This window comes from Allobosea sp. WAO (assembly GCF_001509835.1).
Taxonomy (GTDB): domain Bacteria; phylum Pseudomonadota; class Alphaproteobacteria; order Rhizobiales; family Beijerinckiaceae; genus Allobosea.
Genome location: NZ_JXTJ01000006.1, coordinates 541151 through 561864, shown reverse-complemented (window position 1 = coordinate 561864; position 20714 = coordinate 541151). Strand labels below are relative to the sequence as shown.

The following is a 20714-nucleotide window of genomic DNA, read 5'->3' as shown; positions in this document are numbered from 1 at the left end:
TCCAGCGAGCTCTGGAACATCCTTCGAGAGGCCGCTGCGCGGCTTTTCAGGATGAGGCCGGGACAAGTTAGAATTCCCAGCGAGGAGACGTTTCCATGACCCGCGCCCAGGCCGTCGCGCACGCCCAGGACTACTTCGATTCCGGCAGCCTCAAGCGCGACCTCTCGCGCCTCATCGCCATGCCGACGGAGAGCCAGAATCCCGAGCGCGCCCCGGTGCTCAGCGACTATCTCGAAAACGAGATGCGCCCGCTGCTCGAAGGCCTCGGCTTCACCTGCAAGACGCTGACCCATCCGCGCGCCAAGGGGCCCTTCCTCTTCGCCGAGCGCATCGAAGACCCGTCCTTGCCGACGATCTTCGGCTACGGCCATGGCGACGTGATCCGCGGCCTCGATGCTCAGTGGAGCGAGGGGTTGTCACCTTGGACTCTCACCGAGCGCGGCGACCGCTGGTACGGTCGCGGCGTGGTCGACAACAAGGGCCAGCACGTCATCAACATCAATGCCCTGCGGGCGGTGCTCGAGACCCGCGGCAAGCTCGGCTTCAACGCCAAGTATCTGATCGAGATGGGCGAGGAATGCGGCTCGCCCGGCCTGCGCGAGCTCTGCACCGAGCAGAAGGAGCTGTTCAAGTCGGACGTGCTGATCGGCTCCGACGGGCCGCGCCTCAACGCCGAGCGGCCGACCGTCTTCCTCGGCTCGCGCGGCGGCGTCACCTTCGATCTTTCGATCAATGCCCGCGACGGCGGCCACCATTCCGGCAACTGGGGCGGCATCCTCTCCGACCCGGCGATCCAGCTCGCCCATGCCATCGCCTCGATCGCCGGCCCGACCGGCCAGATCCGCATCCATGAATGGGTTCCGAAGGAGCTGCCGGAGCCGGTTCGCAAGGCGCTCGCCGATTGCGAGGTCGATGGCGGCCCCGACGGCCCGACCATCGATCCGAACTGGGGCGAGCCCGGCCTGTCGCCGGCCGAGCAGGTCTTCGGCTGGTGCTCCTTCGACGTGCTGGCGATGAAGTCGGGCGTGCCGGAGACCCCGGTCAACGCCGTGCCGCCGAGCGCCTGGGCCCGCTGCCAGCTGCGCTTCGTCGTCGGCATCGACCCGAACGAGGTGCTGCCGGCGCTGCGTCGCCATCTGAAGCGCCAGGGCCTCGACATGGTCGAGGTCACGCTCGCCCGCGACGAGATCTTCAACGCGACCCGCCTCGACCCCGAGGACGCCTGGGTGCATTGGGCACTCGCCTCGATCGCCAGGACGACCAACAAGAAGCCGGCGCTGCTGCCCAATCTCGGCGGCTCGCTGCCGAACGACATCTTCTCGGAAATCCTCGGCCTGCGCACGATCTGGGTGCCGCATTCCTATCCGGGCTGCTCGCAGCACGCTCCCGACGAGCACCTGCCGGTCGCGATCGCCCGCGAAGCGCTCGGCATGATGGCCGGTCTCTATTGGGATCTCGGCGACGGCAACACGCCGGCGCTCTGAGCCGAGTTGAGCTGCCGGGCATGGCCAACGGCCTGCTCGGCAGCCCCTTCTCGCTCTTTCGAGAAGCTGGTCGCGAGCAACACGTCAGCCGGGCAGCCTCTGAAGCGGCCTACCGGCATCGTGCAGGCCGCCACCATGCAATCCGTAGTCGAAATAGCCGGGCTCGCCCTGTCGCTGCACGATATAAGCTGCGACTCCGGAGAACCACGCCGACAGCTCATCCGCCGAGCAGGTGACGATGAAGGCATTGAAGACGCGCGGGTCGTAGAAGCGGAACTGCACGATCATTCCATCGGGCAGGCGCGCCTGGAGAAAATGCCGCAAGCGCCTGGCAAGCTGTTCGATTGGTAGGCCGGAGCGGATAAAAATGCCCCAGTTCCGATCCGAGCCCTCCTCAACCCACGCCTTGTAGAGCGGCTCCTGCCGATCGATCCTCACCAGATAGGGGGCCGCCCGATTCAGCGGCTCGGCGACGTTGCCGAAGAACAGGCACATGGCCTGCGAACAGCTCTGCACCAATCCATACAGTCTGGGATTTTGAGCCGTATCGACGACGGCATAGATCGGTTCCGCTGCTTGCGTATCGTTCACCGGCAGCGCTCGCAGAACGGCTTTCCGGCCTGCGCTGCGGCGATCAGCGCGTCAGCCTGGGCCTTGGCTGCCTGAAAGCCCGGGCCGCTCGACAGCGCCGCCGACAGGTCACTCGCCCCGCCGCCTGCGCCGCCTCCGCCCAGATCACCGATGATGACGTTCAACTGGCCGGTGACGATCACCCCGCCATGAGCCGTCATGTCTCCGATGCGCGCCGCCGGCATGCCGCAGATGATGACGCTCGCCGAGCCCTTCACGATGACGTCTGGCGGACCGGCACAGGTCGCCATATCGCTGACGCGCGCCGCAGGAAGTCCGCCGATCAGCACGGTCGGCGCGCAAGGCGGCAGGATGGGACCGCCGACATGCGGCACCACGCCTGTCACCATCGGACAAGTGTGCATATCGGTCACGCGCGCTGCGGGGGGCATTTCGATCAAACCCCTTCAGTTCCGAGTGGTTCGAACAAGGCCAATTCGACGAGATCTTGTACCGGACGACGCGACGGGTCGGATGAAGTCGTGTCTCCGGCCTCGTATCACCTAACCGGCGGCCAGCGCCCGGCCTCGCGAAGCGCTTTGACCTCTGGCGGTGTCGCAGGCGGCCAAGGATACCCCGCCTTCTGAAGCAAGGAAATGAACTGTCGAAGCGCCCGGCCTTCTTCGCTGTCCGGGCGCAACCGGCTGTATTGCGCGAAGATCGCGGGTGTGAAGCCAAGCCGGTCGGCGAACCAGATGTTCGCACCGTGTGCGACGAGAAGATTGGCCATGCGGTACTGGTCGGTAGCGGTGGCCAGCGTCAAAGCGCTCTGCCCGCGTTCGTCTGCGCTGTCGGGCGGGGCGCCCACGGCAAGCAGTTTCTCGACCAGCGCAAGATCGCGGTTGACAACGGCTTGCGCAAGCGGCGTGGAACCGGGGCGGGGTGTGATCATGCTTCTCGCTCATACACAGGGTACAGCCGTCATAGAAGCGGAGCCATGCTTGGCTCGCCCGCCCCTCCCCCGCACAACTTCGCCACGTTGGTGCGCGCATCTTGGATCGCTCGATCCAGGCTTTCCCGGATGACCGGGCAAGTATGCAAAACACCCGAACGAATGGCCATGGCACCGAGCAGCCCTCCCAGCACGCCGATCGCCGGAACTACGCCGCCGAGCAGCGCGCCAGCGGCGAGGAGCAACGCCTTGCCGATCCCGGAGGGTGGATCGAGAAGATGCGGAGTGCCATGGGCCTCGGGCAGCCCCGGGATGGTGGACTGCACCGAGGTGAGCATCTCTCCCTTGATCCGCACCGCCGAGACCGGAGCCCCCCCTTCCATACGGTTGCTAACGGTTTCCGAGTGGAGGCCGGCTGCATTGAATGTGGTGGCGGGGCTCCCACTCGCTGCCGCCGCGGCGCTGGCAAGGCCGCCGCCAAGCGAGTGACCGACGAAAGTCGGCGGCGCGGCTCCGGATACCCGACGCATGATCTCCATTTTGTTGGCGATATGCTGAGCGCGAGCGTAGTAGTCAGTCGGCATCCCGTCAGATCTGATGTTCAAAGCCTGCTCGGCATTGGCGATCATGTCGGCGCCCAGCCATTCCTCAGTACCCTGAAAGCCAACAGTGTATTGCGGCGGCTCCCCTTGCTTGTAGACGACAGCCTGAAAATTCGTTCCAGTGATCGTCAGGTCGCTCGACTCGAGCCCTACGTCCTCCAGATTGTCCACCCGTGTGCTGACGCTTCCATCCTTGTGAAATATCTTCTCAGGCGGGGGGTCGCCGTAGGCAGCATCGGCAACCTCGAAGTCCTTGAGGAAGCGCTGGAGTTCCGCGAGTTTTTCCCTCGCCTGTTGGCATTCCATCGCCTGCGACATGCATTGGGCGACCGGCGAGTCATCCATTCGGGCGGGCTTTGATCGCGAGCAGCGTGCGAGCCAGATCCGTCGGTCCGTCGAAGACCGCATCGAGCGCGAGCAGATATTGCGGTCCCGTCATCTCCGGCATCAACGCCTTGGCGAGCGCGTAAGCGAAGAGGCGCGATTGGGTGTCGATTCCCGCCGCGTCCGCTTCACTCCGGGCCGCAGCCAAGGCCTGCAGCGCAACCTCCTCCGGCATCGTGCCGATCAGGCTTGCATGCTGCACGATCCAGGCGATGAACTGTTGCGCCTGTTGCTGCCGCACCAGCTGCCGCAACGCGGAGACCTGATCGCTCGAGACGATCAACACAGTCGCGGCCTCCGAAAAGCGCCCATGACGTGTATCTTAGTAAGGTCATGATGCGCCATCAAGCCATTGATGACGTAGAGTTCGTAGCGCTTCCTAGACTGCGATTACCATTCCACCGGCTGGAGAGACGAAGGCTGTTCCGCTATCGACCACGCTCCTGCGGCTGGCGTGGATCGCGCGCCGGCGGCAAGTCGATCGGTGTCGCCGGCGGTCTTTCCGGCGGCGCGTTGGGCGGTAGCTCCGGCGGCGGGTCTGTCGGAATACCGATTGGCTCCGCATCCGGCGGCGTCTCGATCGGCGGTGCCGGCGGCACCTCGCCCGGCTTCAGCGGTGGCAATTCGGGCGGCGGCATTGGCGGCATCGGATCGCCGCCGGGCTCGCCTGCGGCCTGATGAAACATCGTCATCTCGTACTCCCTTTGCCTGACGCAACGCGGCGCCCCCGCGAAAGTTCGGAGCAAGCTCGGCCCCGCGGAACAATGCCGCGGCTCGTTGCTTGGTTCGGCAACAGGCCAGCCAGGGAGAGCCGCCATGTCAGACAGCCCCAAGCCGCGCGAGAATCCGGCGCTGCTCGACGAGCGCATCGGGAACGATGCAGTCCGCCCGGAAGATGCCTCGGTCCGCCCCGATCCCGATCTTGCGGGCCGCGACCGCCGGCGGGTCAGCGACGAGACCAATGTCCATGATGCCGGCAGCGACGCCAACGACACGATCGACGGCCTGACCGAGCAGGAGGAAGCCGCAAGGCATGCCGCCGAGGACATTCCGACCGGTCAGGACCCGGCTGGGCCGACCGAGGCGACACCGGTCTTCGACCGTGGCTCATCGCCGCCTAGGGTCTGACACACAGGACACCACGATCCGGCTCGCCAAGCTCTGGCTTCCCCTGCGTCATGCGGGCTAAGCTGACGGATGAGCTTCGCGATCCACCCGAGCCGTCGCCGCTGGCTGTGCCCGGCCATCCTCGCAGCGCCGGCACTGCCCTTGGTCATGACGCCGGCCGCTGCGCAGCCCATCGCGCCCATCGCCTGTATCGGCCCCTTCGCCCGCAACGCGGACGAAGCGACGCTGATCCGGGCCTTCGGCAAGGACAATGTCCGGCGGGCTCGGATCGAGGTCGGCGAAGGCGAAAAGCAGCCGGGCGCCATCATCTTCCCCGGCGATGGCAAGCGGCGCATCGAGCTGGTCTGGCGGGACGGCGCAAAGCGTCGCCGCCCGGCGACGATTTATGTCCGCGAGGACTCGAGCCAGTCGGTCGAGGGCCCGGACGGCTCGCGCATCGCGATCGGCACGCCGCTAGCGGCGGTCGAAAGGGCCAATGGCGGCCCCTTCACCATTCTCGGCTTCGGCTGGGACTATGCTGGCACCGCGACCGATTGGCGTGGCGGGAAGCTGGCCAAGGCGGGCGGCGGCTGCCGGCTCCTCCTGCGTTTTCATGACACGCCGGGCGCCGACGGCGCGGCGCTCGATCGCGTATCGGGCGACAGCGAGTTTTCATCGGGCGATGCCGACATCAGGGCGGTGAAGCCGGTCGTCGGCGAGGTTCTGCTGTCCTGGACGGATTAGCGGCGCCGGCCTCAGGCCCCGACCTTGGCCAGCACGTCGGCGCGCAGGAAGCGCTCGATGAACAGCATGAACAGCACCGAGGGTACGAGCAGGATCAGCGCCGTGATCGAGGCAACCTGATAATTGCCACCCATCGCCGCGTTGTAGAGCAGGAGCGGCAGGGTGGTGACCTGCGGCACGCCGACGAAGAAGGTGCCGGTGAACTCGTCGAGCGATTCCAGGAAGACGAAGATGCCGCTGGCGATGATGCCCGGCATCGCCAGTGGCAGCGTCACCGTGAAGAAGGTGCGCAGCGGCGAGGCCCCGATATTGCGCGCGGCGAGTTCGAGGTCCTTGTCGACCGCCGCGAAGGCCGCTGCCGCGATCCAGACCGAATAGACCAGCCCGTGCGCGGCATGCACCAGCACCACGCCCAGCACCGTGCCGTTGATGCCGAGCTGGTAGAAGACTCTTGCGACGTTGATGTAGATCGCGACCGAGGGAAAGGCCTGCGGCAGCAGGAAGAGCACCATGAAGGCCGCCCGCATCGGCAGCTTCAGCCGCGCCAGCGCGTAGCCGGCGGGAATCGACAAGGCGAGTGCGACGATGACCGTCAGCACCGCGATCCAGACGCTGGTGCCGAGCGAGGCCATGGCGTCGCCGGTCGGCCGGAAGACCTGCTCCCAATAGCGCGTGCCATAGGTCACCGGCAGCTTGTAGGGCGTGTACCAGCGCTCGGCCACCGACCATAGCGCCAGATTGGCGAGCGGGCCGATCAGCACGAAGGCGAAGGCGGTGAGGACGGCCGCGGCGAAGGTCGCCCTGGCAGCGGAGGCGAGCCGCATCATGGCGCGCCCTCCTTGGCCAACCCGCGTTTCAGGTAGAGGATCGCGGCGCCGGCGCTGATCAGATAGGTGATGACGCCGAGCGCATTGGCTGTCGCGTAGTCGCCATAGGCGTTGATCCTGAAGGCCATGTCGACGGTCAGCATGGTCGGCTGCGAGCCGGCGACCATCATCGGCACTGAAAGCACAGAGAGCATCGTCACGAAGGACAGGACGAGCGCGACCAGCAGTGTCGGCATCACCTGTGGCAAAGCGAGCTCGAAGAGCACGCGCGGGCGCGAGGCGCCGAGATTGCGGCCTGCTTCCAGCGTCGCCCGGTCGATCGAGGCGAGCGCACCGGCGAGCAGCAGGGCGACGAAGGGCGTCTGCTTCCAGACGAAAGTGGCGATGATGCCGCGCCAGTCGAGGAAGCTCGTTGCGCTCAGCGGGTCCATCAGGCCGAGCGAGACGAAGGTGTTGTTCATCAGCCCGTTCTTGGCGAGGAAGGTGCGCATGCACTGCGCCGCGACGATGAACGGGATGAACAGCGGCCAGCGATAGAGTGCCCGCAGCGTGCCGACGACCCAGCGGTTCTCGCCGAGCGTCAGCGTGCCCGCGATCGCGATGGCGGCGAGCCCGGTCAGCACGCAGGAGGTCACCACGATGATGATGGTGAAGAGGATGTCGCCCGAATAGAGCTCGAAGGCCTTGGCAAACCATTCCAGCGTCAGCGAACCGTCCGACCGGGTGAAGGCCGAGACCAGCGAGAAGCCGAGCGGATAGAGAAACAGCGCCGCGACGAGGAATAGGCCGGGAGCGATCAGGATCAGCGCCAGTTGGCGTTGAGACAGCATGTTGGGCGCCATCGGGAAAAATGCGGCCCGGCGGGAGCCGGGCCGCGATTGAGGGGACGGCTCAGTTCGCGACCTTCTTCTCGTAGCTTTCGAGAATGTCGTTGAAGTAGGGCGCGATCGGGAAGGGCTTCGCCTTGGCGCTGAGATCGGCCGGGGTGATGTCGGTGAAGAGCTTGTTCCAGGCGGCCTGGTCAAGCTTGCCCTCGAGGTTCTTGGCGTCGATGCCAGGATACCAGTTGAAGCGCTTGACGATGCCGTCGGCCTGGACCTGCGGGCTGGTGGCGAGCGCGATGAACGCCTCGGCCAGCTTGCGATGGGCGGTCTTCTCCGGCACGGCGTAGTACATGGGCTGGCCCGGCATGCCGGGCGCGGCCAGCTTCAGCTTCATGTTCGGCGGCAGCTTGCCGTCGGCCTGCCAAGAATAGAACATGTCGACCCAAACCGGCCCCATGGCGATCTCGCCGCGGTTCAGCATGTCGAGGGTGCCGGCATTGCCGGGCGTGATGACCGCGTTCTTGTTGAAGGTCTTGAGATCGGCGAGCGCGCCTTCCCAGCCCGCCTTCACCGCCGGGTCATACGGCCCCTTGACCAGTTTGTCGGCATCGCCGCCGAAGGCGTAGACCCAGCCCGTGACGAAGGCGACGCCGGACATGCCGCCCTTGATGCCGTTGTAGCCGAACTGCTTCGGGTTCTTGCTCACCCAGTCCTTCAGCTCAGCGAAGCTGTTCGGCGGCGTCTTCAGGAGATCGGCATTGTAGGCCAGCGCCGTCTGCGACTGGAACATCGGCAGGACGTAGCCGGAGACGTCGGAGCCGAGCGAGTTCTTCGCCGCCTCGCTGGAGACCAGCTTCGCGGTGTCGACCCCGTCGGTGTACTTGGCGAGGAGCCCTTCCTTGACCATCGTGCCGGCGGCCTTCTGGTGGATGACGACGACGTCGAAATCCGTGGCGGCCGAGCCCTTCTGGGCGTCGAGCTTCTCGTAGATCTTCTGCGAGCCGGAATCGCCCGGCCCGGTGCCGACCGAGACGACCTTCACCCCGGGATGGGCCTTCTCGAACATCGGCCCGAGATAGTCCTTCACATAGTCGACCATGTTCTGGTCGCCCGCAGTGGCGACGTTGAGTGTCTGCGCCGAGAGCGGCGTTGCCGCCATCAGCGCTGCGATCGAACAGGCAATCGTGAGCGTGCGCATGTGATCAACCCCTGTCAGGCAGCAAGCCCGGCCTCGGATACCGGGAAGATGTGAAGGCGCTGCACGGGAATGCGCAGCCCGACCTTCGCTCCGAGTTCGTGACGGGTGGCGTCGTCGACCGTGACCTCGCAATCGTCGGTCTTGACGCGATAGCGATAGACCCCACCCGGGTAGGCACGGGCCGCGACGCGGCCCGTCATCACCAGATCCCCCGCCGACGGCGTCTCCGCCGCGTCGAGGCGCGCGACATCGTCGCGGAAATAGGCCGTTGCCCGGCCGGCAGGCAGGGCGTCTCGCAGGGCCGGCGGCAGCTCGGCTGTGGCATCGCCGGCGAAAAGCGAGGCGCCGCCCGCAGCGTGCTCGACGCGCAGCGGCAGGATGTTCTCCGCCCCCATGAAATTGGCGACGAAGGCGCTGGCCGGGCGGTCATAGACCTCTTCCGGCGTGCCGACCTGGGCGATCCGGCCGGCCTCCATGATGACCAGCCGGTCGGCCATGGTCATCGCCTCCTCGCGGTCATGCGTGACATGGACGGCGGTCACGCCGAGGCGCTGCTGGATCGCCCTGATCTCGTGCCGCATGGTCATGCGGATCTTGGCGTCGAGATTGGAGAGCGGCTCGTCGAGCAGGAGGATGCCGGGATCGATGGCGAGCGCCCGGCCGAGCGCGACGCGCTGGCGCTGGCCGCCAGAAAGTGCCGTGACCTTGCGGCTCTCGTAGCCGGAGAGGCCGAGGAAGGCGAGCATCGAGGCGACCTTGGCGGCGATCTCGGCCTTCGGCACGCCGCGCAGCTTCAGCCCGTAGCCGATGTTCTGCAGCACGGTCATGTGCGGCCAGAGCGCATAGGACTGGAATACCATCGCCATGCCGCGCTTCTCCGGCGGCAGGCCGGCGACATCGCGCCCGCCGACGATGATCGAGCCGGACTGCACCGGCACAAAGCCGCTCAGCGAGCGCAAGAGCGTGGTCTTGCCGCAGCCCGACGAGCCGAGCAGCGCGGTGAAACTTCCGGGAGAGAAATCGAGATCGATGCCGTGAAGGACGCGCGTGTTGCCGTAGCCAACGTGCAGACCGCGCACGCTGATCGCCTCGCCCGAGCGCAAGCTCTGTTGCCGTTCGGCCTGCAAACGTCTTCTCCCCATGCGACCTTATTCCAAGAAAATGGAACGTATGATCCATTTCCCTCATCGCTTGGAATAAGCGTAGCGGACACTTGCATCGCCGTGCAACAGCTTTGTGAAGGCCGTCGGCCGCCCTGACGAGCCAGCCTCATCACGCAAAACCCCTGTGGACAGGCTCTTGTGCGCCGGCAAAATACCAGCATTCTCTCGCTCGCCGGGGGAAGATGCGCAGGAAGCCGCGGATTCGGCTGGGTAGAGGCAACGTCTTCAGGAAGAGCCGGTCAGCGCATGGTATCAGTCGAGCTCAAGGCCGTTTCCAAGAACTGGGGCGGGACCGCCGCCGTCGACCGGGTGACCTTCACCGTCGGGCAGGGGAAGCTCGTCGCGCTGCTCGGCCCCTCCGGCTGCGGCAAGTCGACGACGCTGCGCCTGATCGCCGGGCTGGAGGACGCCAGCTCGGGCGTGATCGCCATCGGCGGCAAGGACGTTACCCAGGCGCCGCCCTCCGGGCGCGGCATTGCCATGGTCTTCCAGAACTACGCGCTGTTCCCGCACCTCTCGGTTGCCGAGAACATCCTGTTCGGGCTCAGGGTCCGCAAGCTGCCGCGCGCCGAGCGCGACGAACGCCTCACCCGTGCCGCCGAGATCCTCGGCCTCGGCGCGCTGCTCGACCGCAAGCCCTCGCAGCTCTCGGGCGGCCAGCAGCAGCGCGTCGCGCTCGGCCGCGCCATCGTGGCGCGGGCCCCGGTTTGCCTGATGGACGAGCCGCTCTCCAATCTCGACGCCCAGCTGCGCGTCGAAATGCGCCGCGAGATCCGCGAGCTCCAGCAGAAGCTCGGCATGACCATGGTCTATGTCACCCATGACCAGGTCGAGGCGATGACCATGGCCGACCAGGTCGTCCTGATGCGCAACGGCCGCATCGAGCAGGACGCCCCGCCGGACGAGCTCTACGAGAACCCTGCCAGCATCTTCGTCGCGCGCTTCGTCGGCACGCCGCCGATGAACGTCGTGCCACTGCAGGCGCTCCGCTCCGGCGGCGGCGACATCGCGCCGCCGCCCGGACTCGATCCCGCCAAGCTCAGTGTCGGTGTCCGCCCCGAAGTGAGCGAGCTCGCCGAGAGTGGTATCGGGGCCGACGTCGTCGCCGTGGAATATCTCGGCGCCGACACGCTGATCGAGGCACGCATCGACGGCCATCCCTTCATCGTGCGGCGTCCCGGCAAGGTCCGGGCCATGGCCGGCGACAAGGTCTACATCAAGCTGTCACAATCGCTGCTGCACTGGTTCGACCAGTCGACCGAGCAAAGAGTGGTACCGGGGTGAGCCGGCCGTAGAAGCCGGGCGATCGCACGAGAAAAGGGAGTTCAGGACATGGACAGACGTGAATTCATGACCGGCGCGATGGCGCTGGCAGGTTCGGTGGCGATGCCGGCGCTGGCGCGCGCGCAGCAGGCCGCGGAGATCTCGTTCTTCTACCCCGTCGCCGTCGGCGGCCCGATCACCAAGCTGATCGATGCCTATGCCAGCGGCTTCGCCGGCGAGAACGCCTCGCTCAAGGTCAACCCGATCTATGCGGGCACCTATCAGGAAACGATCGTCAAGGCGCTGACGGCCCACAAGAGCGGCACCCCGCCGGTGCTCTCCGTGCTGCTCTCGACCGACATGTTCACGCTGATCGACGAGGACGCCATCGTCCCCTTCGACGAGTTCGTGAAGACCGACGAGGACAAGAAGTGGCTCGCCAGCTTCTTCCCCGGCTTCATGGAGAACAGCCAGACCGGCGGCAAGACCTGGGGAATCCCCTTCCAGCGTTCCACCGTGGTCCTCTACTGGAACAAGGAGCTGTTCAAGGAAGCCGGGCTCGATCCCGAGACCCCGCCCAAGACCTGGGCCGAGCAGCTCGCCTTCGCGCAGAAGCTGACCAAGCGCGACGCCGCCGGCAACGTTACGCAGTGGGGCATCCAGATCCCCTCCTCCGGCTTCCCCTACTGGCTGTTCCAGGGCCTCTCGACGCAGGCCGGCTCGATCCTCGCCAACCCGGCCGGCGACAAGACCGACTATGCCAACCCGGCCGTGGTCGAGGCGCTGCAGTACTGGGTCGACCTCGCGCAGAAGCACAAGGTTCACCCCCCCGGCATCGTCGAATGGGGCACCACGCCGCGCGACTTCTTCGAGCGCAAGGTCGCGATGATGTGGACGACCACCGGCAACCTGACCAATGTCAGGACCAACGCCAAGTTCCCCTTCGGCGTCGGCCTGCTGCCCGCGGGCAAGCGGCTCGGCAGCCCGACGGGCGGCGGCAATTTCTACATCTCGAAGAAGGCCTCGAAGGCCGAGCAGGAAGCCGCCTTCAAGTTCGTGCGCTGGATCACCACGCCCGAGCGCGCCGCACAATGGAGCATCGACACCGGCTATGTCGCGGTGCGGCCGGATTCCTACGAGACTGCGGCGATGAAGAAATACGCCGCCGACTTCCCGGCCGCCCTGGTCGCCCGCGACCAGCTTCCGCACGCCGTCGCCGAGCTCTCGACCCATGAGAACCAGCGTGTCACCAAGGCCCTCAACGATGGCCTGCAGGCAGCGCTGACCGGCACCAAGGCGCCGCAGAAGGCGATGGAGGACGCGCAGGCCGAGGCCGAGCGCATCCTCAAGCCCTATCGCTGACCGGACGACGAAGCGGACGATGAACACCCGCGCGACCGCGACCCTCCATGGCTGGCTGCTGCTGCTGCCGGCCATGGCGTGCCTCGCCCTCTTCACGCACTGGCCCGCTGTCGCGAGCTTCATCGATTCCTTCTACTCGACACCGCGCGGGCGCAGGCCCGCGCGGTTCATTGGCCTCGACAACTACCAGCAGATGCTCGCCGACCCGATCTTCTGGAAGGCGATGACCAATAACCTCTGGTTCGCGCTCGGCACGGTCCCGACCTCGATCGCCCTTGCCCTGCTGATGGCGGTCTGGGTCAACGACCGCATCCTGGCGCGCACCTGGGTCCGCATGGCCTATTTCACGCCGACCGTGCTGCCGATGATCGCGGTCGCCAATATCTGGCTGTTCTTCTTCACGCCGCAATACGGGCTGCTCGAGCAGATCGTCGCCTTCTTCGGCGGCAGGCCGACCAACTGGCTCGGCTCGCAGGACACCGCGCTCTACGCCGTCACCATCGTCGCGGTCTGGAAGGAAGCCGGCTTCTTCATGATCTTCTACCTGGCGGCGCTGCAGACGATCCCGCCCAGCCTCGGCGAGGCGGCGGCGATCGAGGGCGCCTCGCGCTGGACCTATTTCCGGCGGATCCAATTCCCGCTGCTGATGCCGACGACGCTGTTCGTGCTGATCAATGCGATGATCAACGCCTTCCGCATGGTCGACCATCTCTTCGTGATGACGCGCGGCGGCCCGGACAATGCGACGACGCTGCTGCTCTACTACATCTACCAGGTCGGTTTCAGCTTCTGGGACACGGCCTATGCGGCAGCGCTGACCTGCGTGCTGCTCGCCCTGCTCGCCCTGATAGCTTTCATCCAGTACGGCTGGCTCGAACGCAGGACGCATTATCGATGAGCGCCGCCGCCAAGCCCGCAAAGCTGCCCGCCGGCAGCATCACCCGCACCGACCCTTACGCACCCACGGGCCTTTCGCTGACGCTGGAATCCTTCGGCGCCATCCTGCTCGCGCTGATCTGGGTGCTGCCCTTGGCCTATGCGGTCTGGGCGGCTTTCCACCCCAGCGAGTTCACCACGCGCTTCGAGCTGACCGCGCCGCTGACGCTCGAGAATTTCTCCCGCGCCTGGGCCGCCGCGCCCTTCGCCCGCTACTTCCTCAACACCTTCGTGCTGGTGACGCTGATCCTCGCCTGCCAGCTCGTGCTCGGCACGCTCGCGGCCTATGCGCTGGCGCGCCAGGATTTCTGGGGGCGGGACGTCGCCTTCGCGCTGATCCTCGCCCAGCTGATGATCATGCCGGACGCGCTGATCGTCGAGAACTACCGCACCATGGCGAAGTTCGGACTGGTCGACACCATCACGGCCATAGCCCTGCCCTATATCGCCTCGGCCTTCGGCATCTTCCTGCTGCGCCAGACCTTCAAGACGGTGCCCAAGGAGCTCGACGACGCCGCCCGCGTCGAGGGGGCGAGCCCGCTGCAGGTGCTGATGAAGGTCTATGTGCCGCTCGCCAAGCCGACCTACATCGCCTACGGACTGGTCTCGGTCAGCTATCACTGGAACAACTTCCTCTGGCCGCTGCTGGTGACGAACTCGGTCGAGGCACGCCCGCTAACCGTCGGCCTGCAGGTCTTCTCCTCGACCGACCAGGGCATCGACTGGGCGGTGATCTGCGCGGCGACGCTGATGACCTCGGCGCCGCTGCTGGTCGGCTTCCTGCTGTTCCAGCGCCAGTTCGTGCAGAGCTTCATGCGCGCTGGCATCAAGTGACGAGACGGCTAATCCAATGAAACTGATCACCTGGAACATTCAGTGGGCCCGCGGCATGGACAACCGCGTCGATCCGGCGCGCGTCGTCGCCCATGCCCGGCAGATGGCCGATTTCGACGTGCTCTGCCTGCAGGAAGTCGCCGACAACTTCCCCGAGCTCGACTTCAACGACGAGACGAACCAGTTCGCGCGCTTCGCCGAGTTGCTGCCCGGCTTCACCGCGATCGAGGGCATCGGCGTCGATGTCGATGACGGCAAGGGCGGCCGCCGGCGCTTCGGCAACATGCTGCTGACGCGCTATCCGGTCGCGCAGATTCTGCGCCATCTCCTGCCCTGGGAAGCGGCCGAAACCCGCAACATGCCGCGCATGATGATCGAGGCCATGGCGCTGACGCCGATGGGGCCGGTCAGGCTGATGACGACGCATCTCGAATACTCCGCCTCCGAGCTGCGCGCCGCGCAGGTCGAGGGTATCCGCGAGGCCCATCGCATGGCACTTGCGCGTCACGCGAAGCCCCGTTCCGCCGGGCCGCACACCTACAGGATGACGCCGAGCTCGCCGAGCGCGGTGCTCACCGGCGACTTCAACATGCGGCCCGACGATCCGGTGCTGGCAAGGCTGATGGCGCCCTTCGCGGGCGGCGAGCCGCCGCTCGTCGATCTCTGGCCCTCGGTGATGGGCGAGGCGCCGCACCCGCCGACCGCCAATCTCTTCGACCAGACCTATGGCCAGCCCGGCTGCCTCGACTACGTGCTGGCGACGCCCGATCTCGCGGCCCGCGCGCGCACCGTCATCTGCGATGTCGAGACCAAGATCTCCGACCACCAGCCCATCCTCGTCGAGTTCGACCTCGGCTGAACGCCGCAATCGAACCGCGCCCTCCACGACCGGACCACGATGATCTTCTCACGCCAGGACCATGAGACGCTCGCGCGCATCCTCGCCGAGGCCGGCCGCCGCGAGGTGATGCCGCGCTTCCGCAACCTCGCCGAGGGCGAGATCCGCGAGAAACGCTCGGCGACCGACCTCGTCACCGAGGCCGACGAGGCGGCGGAGCGCTTCATCAGCGCCGAGCTCGCTCGCGCCTTTCCGGGTGCCGCCCTGATCGGTGAGGAAGGCGTCGCTGCCAATCCGGCTCTGCTCGAGAGTCTGGCGGATGCCGAGCTCGCCTTCGTCATCGATCCGATCGACGGCACGCTCAACTACGCCTCCGACCTGCCGCTCTTCGCGGTGATGGCGGCAGCGCTGGTCAAGGGCGAGGTCGTCGCGGCAGTGATACATGACCCGATCGTCGCCGACAGCGCCATGGCGTTGCGCGGCGAAGGCGCCTGGCTCGCCCGCGAGGACGGCAAGAGCCGCGATCTGAAGGTGGCGCCGGCCGCCGCCCCTGCCGAAATGACCGGCATGGTCAGCTGGCAGTATTTCCCCGAACCGCTGCGGAGCGAGATTCCGGGGCGTCTGCCGGCCTTCGGCAATGTCTCCTCGCTGCGCTGCTGCGGCCATGAGTACCGGCTGGCCGCCGCCGGAAACGGGCATTTCCTGCTCTATGGCCGGCTCAGCCCCTGGGACCACGCGCCGGGCTCGCTGATCTATGCCGAGGCCGGCGGCCATGTCCGCATGCTCGACGGCGAGCCCTATCGCCCGGCGAACCCGACGCTCGGCCTGCTCTGCGCGCCCGATCGCGAGAGCTGGCTGCGCACCCGGGCGATCCTGGCGCCGTCCTTCGCCTGAGGCGCAAGAGCAGCTCCCCCGAGAAAGCCGTTGCCACCTCCGGGCATCGGGAGCGATATGAGGCCGACCCGCCGTTGAGCCTCGCAGCGAGGCTCGGGAGAGCCCCGTTGAATGCGACACGCCCCAAGCTGCACCACCTGAACTGGAACCTGCTCCACACCTTCCTGGTGATCGTGGAGGAGCGTTCCATCACCAAGGCGGCAGACCGCCTGCTGGTCCGGCAGCCCTCGGTCAGCGCCGCCCTGCAGCGGTTGGAGGAGACGCTGGGCAGCCAACTGATCCAGCGCGACAGCCGCCGCTTCGTGCTGACCAAGCGCGGCGAGCTGCTCTACAAGGAATGCGTCGACATCTACCGCAGCGTCGCCCGGATCGGCGACAAGCTGTCGGAGGAGCATGACGAGCTCACCGGCCTCGTCCGCATCCTGGTCGTCACCCATGTCGTGATGCCGGTGCTCGACCGTTCGCTGACCCTGCTGAACCGCCAGCACCCCTCGGTCAATGTCCGCATCGACGTCGCGACCAGCCAGGACATCGTCCGCGCCGTCTCACAGAAGCTGAGCCCGTTCGGCATCTGCCTCTTGCCGAATCCACTGGCCGGGCTGACCTGCCGGCTGCTGCTGCGCGAGGAATTCGGCATCCTGTGCGGACGCGACCACCCGCTCTACGGGCTGAAGGACATCCCGCTCGCCGACATGAAGGACGAGCCCTTCATCGCGCTCGCCTGCGGCCAGGACGGGGCCCTCGAACCGATGGTCTCGCTGCGCCAGGGCGTCGGCCTCGGCAGCCGCATCGTCGGCTCCAGCCCCAATCTCGAGGAGGTCGCGCGGATGATCGCGGCCGGCATGGGCATCGGCATCCTGCCCGTCGCCTCCGTCCAGGACGCGCTCGATGCCGGCACGCTCTGGGACCTTTCCTTGCCGGACGAGAATCTTGGCGCCGATCTCTACTTCATCACCAACCCGGCGATGGAACTGAGCGCTGCGGAAGCGGCGTTCCAGCGCGTCTTCGAGGCCGAATTGCTGACGGCCGAGCCGGCGGGCGACAACCCGGACTCTGCTTCGGATAGCCAATATCTATCTGACGCCCCGCGCAAAGCCCTCTAGCCTTCGCGGGAACCAGATCGAGAAGGCTGCGCCTGCCATGAAAAGAGAAATCATCGAAGTCCCCGTCATCTCGGAGGCGATCCGCCGGCTCGGCGCCCCGACCTCGGCGCTGGCCCGCGCCGGCGGCCTGCTCTTCACCTGCGGCATGCCGCCGGTCGATCTGGTCACCGGCGAGATCGTCACCGGCGATATCGAGACCCAGACCCGCGCTGCGCTCGACGCGCTCGACGTCGCGCTGCGCCATGGCGGCTCCTCGCTCGACGCCGTCGTGAAGGCGACCGTCTACGTCACCGACCCCGCTCTGATGGCCGGCGTCAACGCCGTCTACCGGACCCGCTTCGCCGACGGCTTCCCGGCGAGGACCAGCCTCGCCATCAAGCCCTGGACCCTGCCCTTCGACATCGAGATCGAGTGCATCGCCACGATCGGCTGAGGCGCCTCGCGCCACAAAGAAAAGGGGCTCGCCAGGGAATGCCCGGCGAGCCCTTTTTCATGAGTTGCAGTTGCCTTAGCGGTCGGCGCGGGCGACGACCGACTGGAGCAGCACGTTGAGGCCGGGCTCGAGATCGTCCCGGTCGCAGTTTTCCTCGTTGTTGTGGGTGATGCCGCCCTTGCAGGGCGCAAAGATCATCGTCGTCGGGGCATGGCGCGCGACGAAATAGGCGTCGTGCCCGGCCTGGCTGAGGATGTCCTGCGTCCGGTAGTCCATGGCGTGCGAGGCGCTGCGGACCTGCTCGATCAGCTCCGGCGCGAAGATCGCGCCGCCCCAGTTCCAGACGTCGAGGATCTCGGCGCTGCAGCCGGCACGGGCCGCCGCCTCGCCGACGGCGCGGCGCATGCGCTCGGCCATCACCTGCGCGGTTTCCGGGTCGGAATGGCGGACATCGCAGACGGTCTGGGCCCAGTCGGAGAGGATGCCCGGCTTGTTCGGCCAGGCGATCAGCCGTGCCGCCGTCGCCTTTCCGCCGCTGCCGGCATATTCCCAGCCGAGTTCGTCGACGGCGACCAGCAGGCGCGCCCCGGCGATCAGCGCGTTCTTGCGCCGCTCCATCGGCCAGGGGCCCGTATGGGCGGTCTCGCCGCGGAACTCGACCAGCATGCCGGTGCTCGGATAGCCCCCGGTGACGACGCCGACCTGCATGCCGTCGCGGTCGAGATAGTAACCCTGCTCGATATGGAACTCGAAATAGGCGTCGAAGGCGTGCGGCTTCTCCTCCATCTCGCCGAGATAGCCGATCCGGGCCAGCTCCTCGCCGATCGACTTGCCGTCATCGTCGCGGCGCTCGCGTGCCCAGTCGAGCCCATAGGCGCCGACGAAGCAGCCGGAACCGACCATGGGAGGCGAGAAGCGGCTGCCTTCCTCATTGGTCCAGTTAACCACTTCGAGCGGCCGGCGGGTGCGGTGGCCGAGCGCGTCGAGCGCGCGGCAGACTTCGAGCCCGCCGAGCACGCCGGCGATGCCGTCGAAGCGCCCGCCATTCACCTGCGTGTCGAGATGGCTGCCCATCACCACCGGCGGCAGGCTGTCGTCGAGGCCCGGGCGACGCGCGAAGATGTTGCCCATGCCGTCGATGCGGACGGTGAGCCCGGCCTCGCGGCACCAGCCGACGAACTCGTCGCGCATCTGCTTGTCGGCATCGCCGAGCGCAAGACGCGAGAGGCCGCCCGGCCGGCCGCGGCCGATCTCAGCCGAACGCTCGAGGGTCGCCCAATAGCGCTCGATATCGACGCGCGCAGACGCTGGCAGTGCCATCACACTCTCCTGACTATCTGGATATTTTCAGTGGCCGAACAGGCGCGCCGGGCCGAGCACGATGCCGGGGAACAGCACCATCAGCAGCAGCACCGCCACCATCGAGCCGATGAACGGCAGCAGGTAGCGGAACGAGGCCGACATCGGGATGCCGCCGACCCGGCAGGCCGCCATAAGATCGATGCCGAGCGGCGGGGTGTTCGCGCCGATCGCGAGGTTCACCGTCAGCAGCACGCCGAAGAACACCGGATCGATCTGATAGGCGCGCAGGATCGGCACGAAGACCGGCGCCAGGATCAGAATGATCGCGATGGTCTCCATGAAGGTGCCGAGGATCAGCAGCACGCCCATCATCAAGAGGAGCGCGACGGTGGCGCTGCTCGTCGCCGAGGAAATCGCGTTGACGATCAGCTGCGGCACCTGCTCGGCCGCCAGGATCCAGCCGAAGATGCTGGCGCAGGCGATGACGAACAGGATCGAGGCCGAGCTTTCCGCCGTCTGCTTCACCAGGTTCCAGATCAGCGGGAAGGTGAGCTTGCGGTAGATCAGGCCGCCTACGATCAGCGCATAGAGCACGCCGATGCCGGCCGCTTCCGTCGCCGTGAAGATGCCGCCGCGGATGCCGCCAATGATGATCACCGGGCCGAGCAAAGCGAGCGAGGAATCCTTCAGTGCCAGCCAGAGTTCGCGCCAGTTGAAGGCCTCGCCGCCGCGCCAGTCGTTCCGGCGCGCGATGATGTAGGCGACGACCATCAGGCCGAGACCCGTCAGGATGCCGGGGACGATGGCGGCGACGAAGAGCGCGCCGATCGAGGTGTTGGTGGCGGTGCCGTAGACGATCAGCACGATGCTGGGCGGGATCACCGTGCCGAGCGAGCCGGCGCAGCCGAGCAGCGAGCAGGAGAAACCGGTGTCGTAGCCCCGCTCCTTCATTGCCGGCAGCATCATCGTGCCGATCGCCACGACGTCGGCGACGCCGGAGCCCGAGAGCGCGCCGAACAGCATGCAGCCCATCACCATGACGATGGCGAGGCCGCCGCGGGCGCGCCCGACGATGGCGCTGCAGAGCCGGATGATGCGCGGCGTCAGGTCGCCATGGAGCAGCAGCAGGCCGGCGAGCAGGAAGAGCGGGATCGCGAGCAGTGTGAAGGAGTCGATGCCGGCGAGGACGCGCTGCGCCACGACGATCATCGGCGCGAGGTCCGAGACCAGGAGGTAGACGACCGAGGCGAGGCCGAGCGCGACCGCGATCGGGGCGTCCAGCGCCACCAGCACGGTGAAGCTGGCGAGCAGCAGGGCAAGTCCGAGCGTCACGGGGCGCGCTCCTTGAAGAGGGGCAGGAGGATGACGATGGCCGAGAGACCGGCCCCGATCGGCAGCGCCGCATAGACGACGGCGTTGGGGAGCTGCAGCGCGGTCGTCAGGCTGTCGAGGCCGGCTTCGGTGAGCTGCCAGCCGGTATAGGCGAGGATGGCGAAGAACAGCGCGGTCAGCAGCCGGGCGACGGTCTCCAGCTTGCCCCGCAGGCGCTCATTGCGCACCAGCAGTGGCAGCAGGCCGGCATTGAGATGGCTGGCGCGCACCGTCGCCGGTACGAGGCCGATGAAGACGCTCCAGACCAAGAGGCTGCGTGGCAGCTCCTCGGACCAGTACGGCGTCGTGCCCAGAAGATAGCGCCCCAGGGCGACATAGACCACGACGGCGCTGAACAGCGCGACGCCGATGGAGGAGACGCCCAGCGTCAGCCGGTCGACGATGTCGACGCCACGGGCGAGCACGCCTTTTGGCGCGGCAGGCGATGAGTCGGGGGTCATGAGAGCCTCTCCTCGGCGGGATTGGGATCGCCGGAAGGCGAGACGCCGCCAGGCCTTCACCT

24 protein-coding genes are annotated in these 20714 nt (G+C 66.9%); 11 read left to right on the top strand and 13 right to left on the bottom strand.

The window, feature by feature from the left end:
• Positions 1 to 95: 95 nt before the first annotated feature.
• Complete coding sequence (locus DK26_RS11835) at positions 96 to 1484, top strand: M20 family metallopeptidase (protein ID WP_066472149.1); 1389 nt, start codon at positions 96 to 98, stop codon at positions 1482 to 1484.
• Positions 1485 to 1568: 84 nt separating this feature from the next.
• Here the strand turns inward: DK26_RS11835 and DK26_RS11830 are convergent, their stop codons facing one another.
• From DK26_RS11830 to DK26_RS29845, 6 genes are all read right to left on the bottom strand, one after another.
• Positions 1569 to 2075: a DUF4123 domain-containing protein gene (locus DK26_RS11830; protein WP_066472147.1), complete on the bottom strand. Its 507-nt coding sequence runs from the start codon at positions 2073 to 2075 to the stop codon at positions 1569 to 1571.
• Positions 2072 to 2479: a PAAR domain-containing protein gene (locus DK26_RS28510; protein WP_248309951.1), complete on the bottom strand. Its 408-nt coding sequence runs from the start codon at positions 2477 to 2479 to the stop codon at positions 2072 to 2074. Before DK26_RS28510 ends, DK26_RS11830 begins: the two co-directional genes overlap by 4 nt.
• A gap of 134 nt (positions 2480 to 2613) precedes the next feature.
• Positions 2614 to 3006: an ankyrin repeat domain-containing protein gene (locus DK26_RS11820; RefSeq protein WP_066472146.1), complete on the bottom strand. Its 393-nt coding sequence runs from the start codon at positions 3004 to 3006 to the stop codon at positions 2614 to 2616.
• A gap of 29 nt (positions 3007 to 3035) precedes the next feature.
• Positions 3036 to 3953 carry a hypothetical protein gene (locus DK26_RS11815; protein WP_066472144.1) on the bottom strand — a complete coding sequence of 306 codons (918 nt, stop codon included), beginning with the start codon at positions 3951 to 3953 and terminating at the stop codon, positions 3036 to 3038.
• Positions 3946 to 4275: a hypothetical protein gene (locus DK26_RS11810; protein ID WP_066472141.1), complete on the bottom strand. Its 330-nt coding sequence runs from the start codon at positions 4273 to 4275 to the stop codon at positions 3946 to 3948. Before DK26_RS11810 ends, DK26_RS11815 begins: the two co-directional genes overlap by 8 nt.
• Before the next feature lie 145 nt (positions 4276 to 4420).
• A complete protein-coding gene (locus tag DK26_RS29845) occupies positions 4421 to 4684 on the bottom strand; it encodes a hypothetical protein (RefSeq protein ID WP_157089622.1) in 264 nt (87 codons plus the stop codon).
• A 124-nt stretch (positions 4685 to 4808) separates the two neighbouring features.
• Here DK26_RS29845 and DK26_RS11800 point away from each other — a divergent pair, with 124 nt between their 5' ends.
• Both DK26_RS11800 and DK26_RS11795 read left to right on the top strand, forming a co-directional pair.
• Positions 4809 to 5120 carry a hypothetical protein gene (locus tag DK26_RS11800; protein ID WP_066472138.1) on the top strand — a complete coding sequence of 104 codons (312 nt, stop codon included), beginning with the start codon at positions 4809 to 4811 and terminating at the stop codon, positions 5118 to 5120.
• Positions 5121 to 5189: 69 nt separating this feature from the next.
• Positions 5190 to 5843 (top strand): hypothetical protein, encoded by a 654-nt coding sequence (locus DK26_RS11795; RefSeq protein ID WP_066472136.1) that lies wholly within the window; start codon positions 5190 to 5192, stop codon positions 5841 to 5843.
• 11 nt (positions 5844 to 5854) lie between these two features.
• On the opposite strand, the gene DK26_RS11790 is transcribed toward DK26_RS11795, so the two are convergent.
• The 4 genes from DK26_RS11790 to DK26_RS11775 all read right to left on the bottom strand — a co-directional run bounded on the left by DK26_RS11790 (position 5855) and on the right by DK26_RS11775 (position 9834).
• A complete protein-coding gene (locus tag DK26_RS11790; RefSeq protein WP_066472647.1) occupies positions 5855 to 6667 on the bottom strand; it encodes an ABC transporter permease subunit in 813 nt (270 codons plus the stop codon).
• Complete coding sequence (locus tag DK26_RS11785) at positions 6667 to 7500, bottom strand: sugar ABC transporter permease (RefSeq protein ID WP_066472644.1); 834 nt, start codon at positions 7498 to 7500, stop codon at positions 6667 to 6669. The genes DK26_RS11790 and DK26_RS11785 overlap by 1 nt, the downstream gene beginning before the upstream one ends.
• Before the next feature lie 61 nt (positions 7501 to 7561).
• Positions 7562 to 8692 carry an extracellular solute-binding protein gene (locus DK26_RS11780; RefSeq protein ID WP_066472134.1) on the bottom strand — a complete coding sequence of 377 codons (1131 nt, stop codon included), beginning with the start codon at positions 8690 to 8692 and terminating at the stop codon, positions 7562 to 7564.
• Between the two features lie 14 nt (positions 8693 to 8706).
• Positions 8707 to 9834: an ABC transporter ATP-binding protein gene (locus DK26_RS11775; protein ID WP_083533152.1), complete on the bottom strand. Its 1128-nt coding sequence runs from the start codon at positions 9832 to 9834 to the stop codon at positions 8707 to 8709.
• A 267-nt stretch (positions 9835 to 10101) separates the two neighbouring features.
• Here DK26_RS11775 and DK26_RS11770 point away from each other — a divergent pair, with 267 nt between their 5' ends.
• The 8 genes from DK26_RS11770 (at position 10102) to DK26_RS11735 (ending at position 17518) form a co-directional block, all read left to right on the top strand.
• The gene (locus DK26_RS11770; RefSeq protein WP_066472131.1) at positions 10102 to 11139 is read left to right on the top strand and encodes an ABC transporter ATP-binding protein; all 1038 of its coding nucleotides are present in this window, start codon (positions 10102 to 10104) and stop codon (positions 11137 to 11139) included.
• 48 nt (positions 11140 to 11187) lie between these two features.
• The gene (locus tag DK26_RS11765) at positions 11188 to 12480 is read left to right on the top strand and encodes an ABC transporter substrate-binding protein (protein ID WP_066472129.1); all 1293 of its coding nucleotides are present in this window, start codon (positions 11188 to 11190) and stop codon (positions 12478 to 12480) included.
• 19 nt (positions 12481 to 12499) lie between these two features.
• Positions 12500 to 13378, top strand: a complete 879-nt coding sequence (locus DK26_RS11760) for a sugar ABC transporter permease (protein ID WP_066472126.1) — start codon at positions 12500 to 12502, stop codon at positions 13376 to 13378.
• Entirely contained in the window at positions 13375 to 14250 is an 876-nt protein-coding gene (locus DK26_RS11755; protein ID WP_157089621.1) for a carbohydrate ABC transporter permease, read from the top strand. The genes DK26_RS11760 and DK26_RS11755 overlap by 4 nt, the downstream gene beginning before the upstream one ends.
• A 16-nt stretch (positions 14251 to 14266) precedes the next feature.
• Positions 14267 to 15109 carry an endonuclease/exonuclease/phosphatase family protein gene (locus DK26_RS11750; protein WP_066472123.1) on the top strand — a complete coding sequence of 281 codons (843 nt, stop codon included), beginning with the start codon at positions 14267 to 14269 and terminating at the stop codon, positions 15107 to 15109.
• 39 nt (positions 15110 to 15148) lie between these two features.
• Entirely contained in the window at positions 15149 to 15982 is an 834-nt protein-coding gene (locus DK26_RS11745) for an inositol monophosphatase family protein (RefSeq protein WP_066472120.1), read from the top strand.
• A 107-nt stretch (positions 15983 to 16089) separates the two neighbouring features.
• Positions 16090 to 17085: a LysR family transcriptional regulator gene (locus DK26_RS11740; protein WP_066472118.1), complete on the top strand. Its 996-nt coding sequence runs from the start codon at positions 16090 to 16092 to the stop codon at positions 17083 to 17085.
• Between the two features lie 37 nt (positions 17086 to 17122).
• Positions 17123 to 17518 (top strand): RidA family protein, encoded by a 396-nt coding sequence (locus DK26_RS11735; protein ID WP_066472117.1) that lies wholly within the window; start codon positions 17123 to 17125, stop codon positions 17516 to 17518.
• Positions 17519 to 17593: 75 nt separating this feature from the next.
• Here DK26_RS11735 and DK26_RS11730 read toward each other — a convergent pair whose 3' ends face one another.
• Genes DK26_RS11730 through DK26_RS11720 form a run of 3 tightly spaced genes read right to left on the bottom strand, consistent with a single transcriptional unit; the run spans position 17594 to position 20652 of the window.
• On the bottom strand, positions 17594 to 18838 hold the full coding sequence (locus tag DK26_RS11730) for a Zn-dependent hydrolase (protein WP_066472114.1): 1245 nt from the start codon (positions 18836 to 18838) through the stop codon (positions 17594 to 17596).
• A 27-nt stretch (positions 18839 to 18865) separates the two neighbouring features.
• Positions 18866 to 20152: a TRAP transporter large permease gene (locus tag DK26_RS11725; protein WP_066472112.1), complete on the bottom strand. Its 1287-nt coding sequence runs from the start codon at positions 20150 to 20152 to the stop codon at positions 18866 to 18868.
• Positions 20149 to 20652, bottom strand: coding sequence for a TRAP transporter small permease (locus DK26_RS11720; RefSeq protein ID WP_066472109.1), 504 nt, complete (start codon positions 20650 to 20652; stop codon positions 20149 to 20151). The genes DK26_RS11725 and DK26_RS11720 overlap by 4 nt, the downstream gene beginning before the upstream one ends.
• Positions 20653 to 20714 lie beyond the last annotated feature (62 nt).

What these genes read in the sequence shown, in the direction of transcription:
- DK26_RS11735 (WP_066472117.1), top strand. Translation starts at nt 17,123, where the DNA reads ATGAAAAGAGAAATCATCGAAGTCCCCGTCATCTCGGAGGCGATCCGC.
- DK26_RS11745 (WP_066472120.1), top strand. Translation starts at nt 15,149, where the DNA reads ATGATCTTCTCACGCCAGGACCATGAGACGCTCGCGCGCATCCTCGCC.
- DK26_RS11800 (WP_066472138.1), top strand. Translation starts at nt 4,809, where the DNA reads ATGTCAGACAGCCCCAAGCCGCGCGAGAATCCGGCGCTGCTCGACGAG.
- DK26_RS11770 (WP_066472131.1), top strand. Translation starts at nt 10,102, where the DNA reads ATGGTATCAGTCGAGCTCAAGGCCGTTTCCAAGAACTGGGGCGGGACC.
- DK26_RS11765 (WP_066472129.1), top strand. Translation starts at nt 11,188, where the DNA reads ATGGACAGACGTGAATTCATGACCGGCGCGATGGCGCTGGCAGGTTCG.
- DK26_RS11820 (WP_066472146.1), bottom strand. Translation starts at nt 3,006, where the DNA reads ATGATCACACCCCGCCCCGGTTCCACGCCGCTTGCGCAAGCCGTTGTC.
- DK26_RS11815 (WP_066472144.1), bottom strand. Translation starts at nt 3,953, where the DNA reads ATGGATGACTCGCCGGTCGCCCAATGCATGTCGCAGGCGATGGAATGC.
- DK26_RS11720 (WP_066472109.1), bottom strand. Translation starts at nt 20,652, where the DNA reads ATGACCCCCGACTCATCGCCTGCCGCGCCAAAAGGCGTGCTCGCCCGT.
- DK26_RS11755 (WP_157089621.1), top strand. Translation starts at nt 13,375, where the DNA reads ATGAGCGCCGCCGCCAAGCCCGCAAAGCTGCCCGCCGGCAGCATCACC.
- DK26_RS11795 (WP_066472136.1), top strand. Translation starts at nt 5,190, where the DNA reads ATGAGCTTCGCGATCCACCCGAGCCGTCGCCGCTGGCTGTGCCCGGCC.
- DK26_RS11785 (WP_066472644.1), bottom strand. Translation starts at nt 7,500, where the DNA reads ATGCTGTCTCAACGCCAACTGGCGCTGATCCTGATCGCTCCCGGCCTA.
- DK26_RS11730 (WP_066472114.1), bottom strand. Translation starts at nt 18,838, where the DNA reads ATGGCACTGCCAGCGTCTGCGCGCGTCGATATCGAGCGCTATTGGGCG.
- DK26_RS28510 (WP_248309951.1), bottom strand. Translation starts at nt 2,479, where the DNA reads ATGCACACTTGTCCGATGGTGACAGGCGTGGTGCCGCATGTCGGCGGT.
- DK26_RS11780 (WP_066472134.1), bottom strand. Translation starts at nt 8,692, where the DNA reads ATGCGCACGCTCACGATTGCCTGTTCGATCGCAGCGCTGATGGCGGCA.
- DK26_RS11775 (WP_083533152.1), bottom strand. Translation starts at nt 9,834, where the DNA reads ATGGGGAGAAGACGTTTGCAGGCCGAACGGCAACAGAGCTTGCGCTCG.
- DK26_RS29845 (WP_157089622.1), bottom strand. Translation starts at nt 4,684, where the DNA reads ATGACGATGTTTCATCAGGCCGCAGGCGAGCCCGGCGGCGATCCGATG.
- DK26_RS11760 (WP_066472126.1), top strand. Translation starts at nt 12,500, where the DNA reads ATGAACACCCGCGCGACCGCGACCCTCCATGGCTGGCTGCTGCTGCTG.
- DK26_RS11790 (WP_066472647.1), bottom strand. Translation starts at nt 6,667, where the DNA reads ATGCGGCTCGCCTCCGCTGCCAGGGCGACCTTCGCCGCGGCCGTCCTC.
- DK26_RS11835 (WP_066472149.1), top strand. Translation starts at nt 96, where the DNA reads ATGACCCGCGCCCAGGCCGTCGCGCACGCCCAGGACTACTTCGATTCC.
- DK26_RS11750 (WP_066472123.1), top strand. Translation starts at nt 14,267, where the DNA reads ATGAAACTGATCACCTGGAACATTCAGTGGGCCCGCGGCATGGACAAC.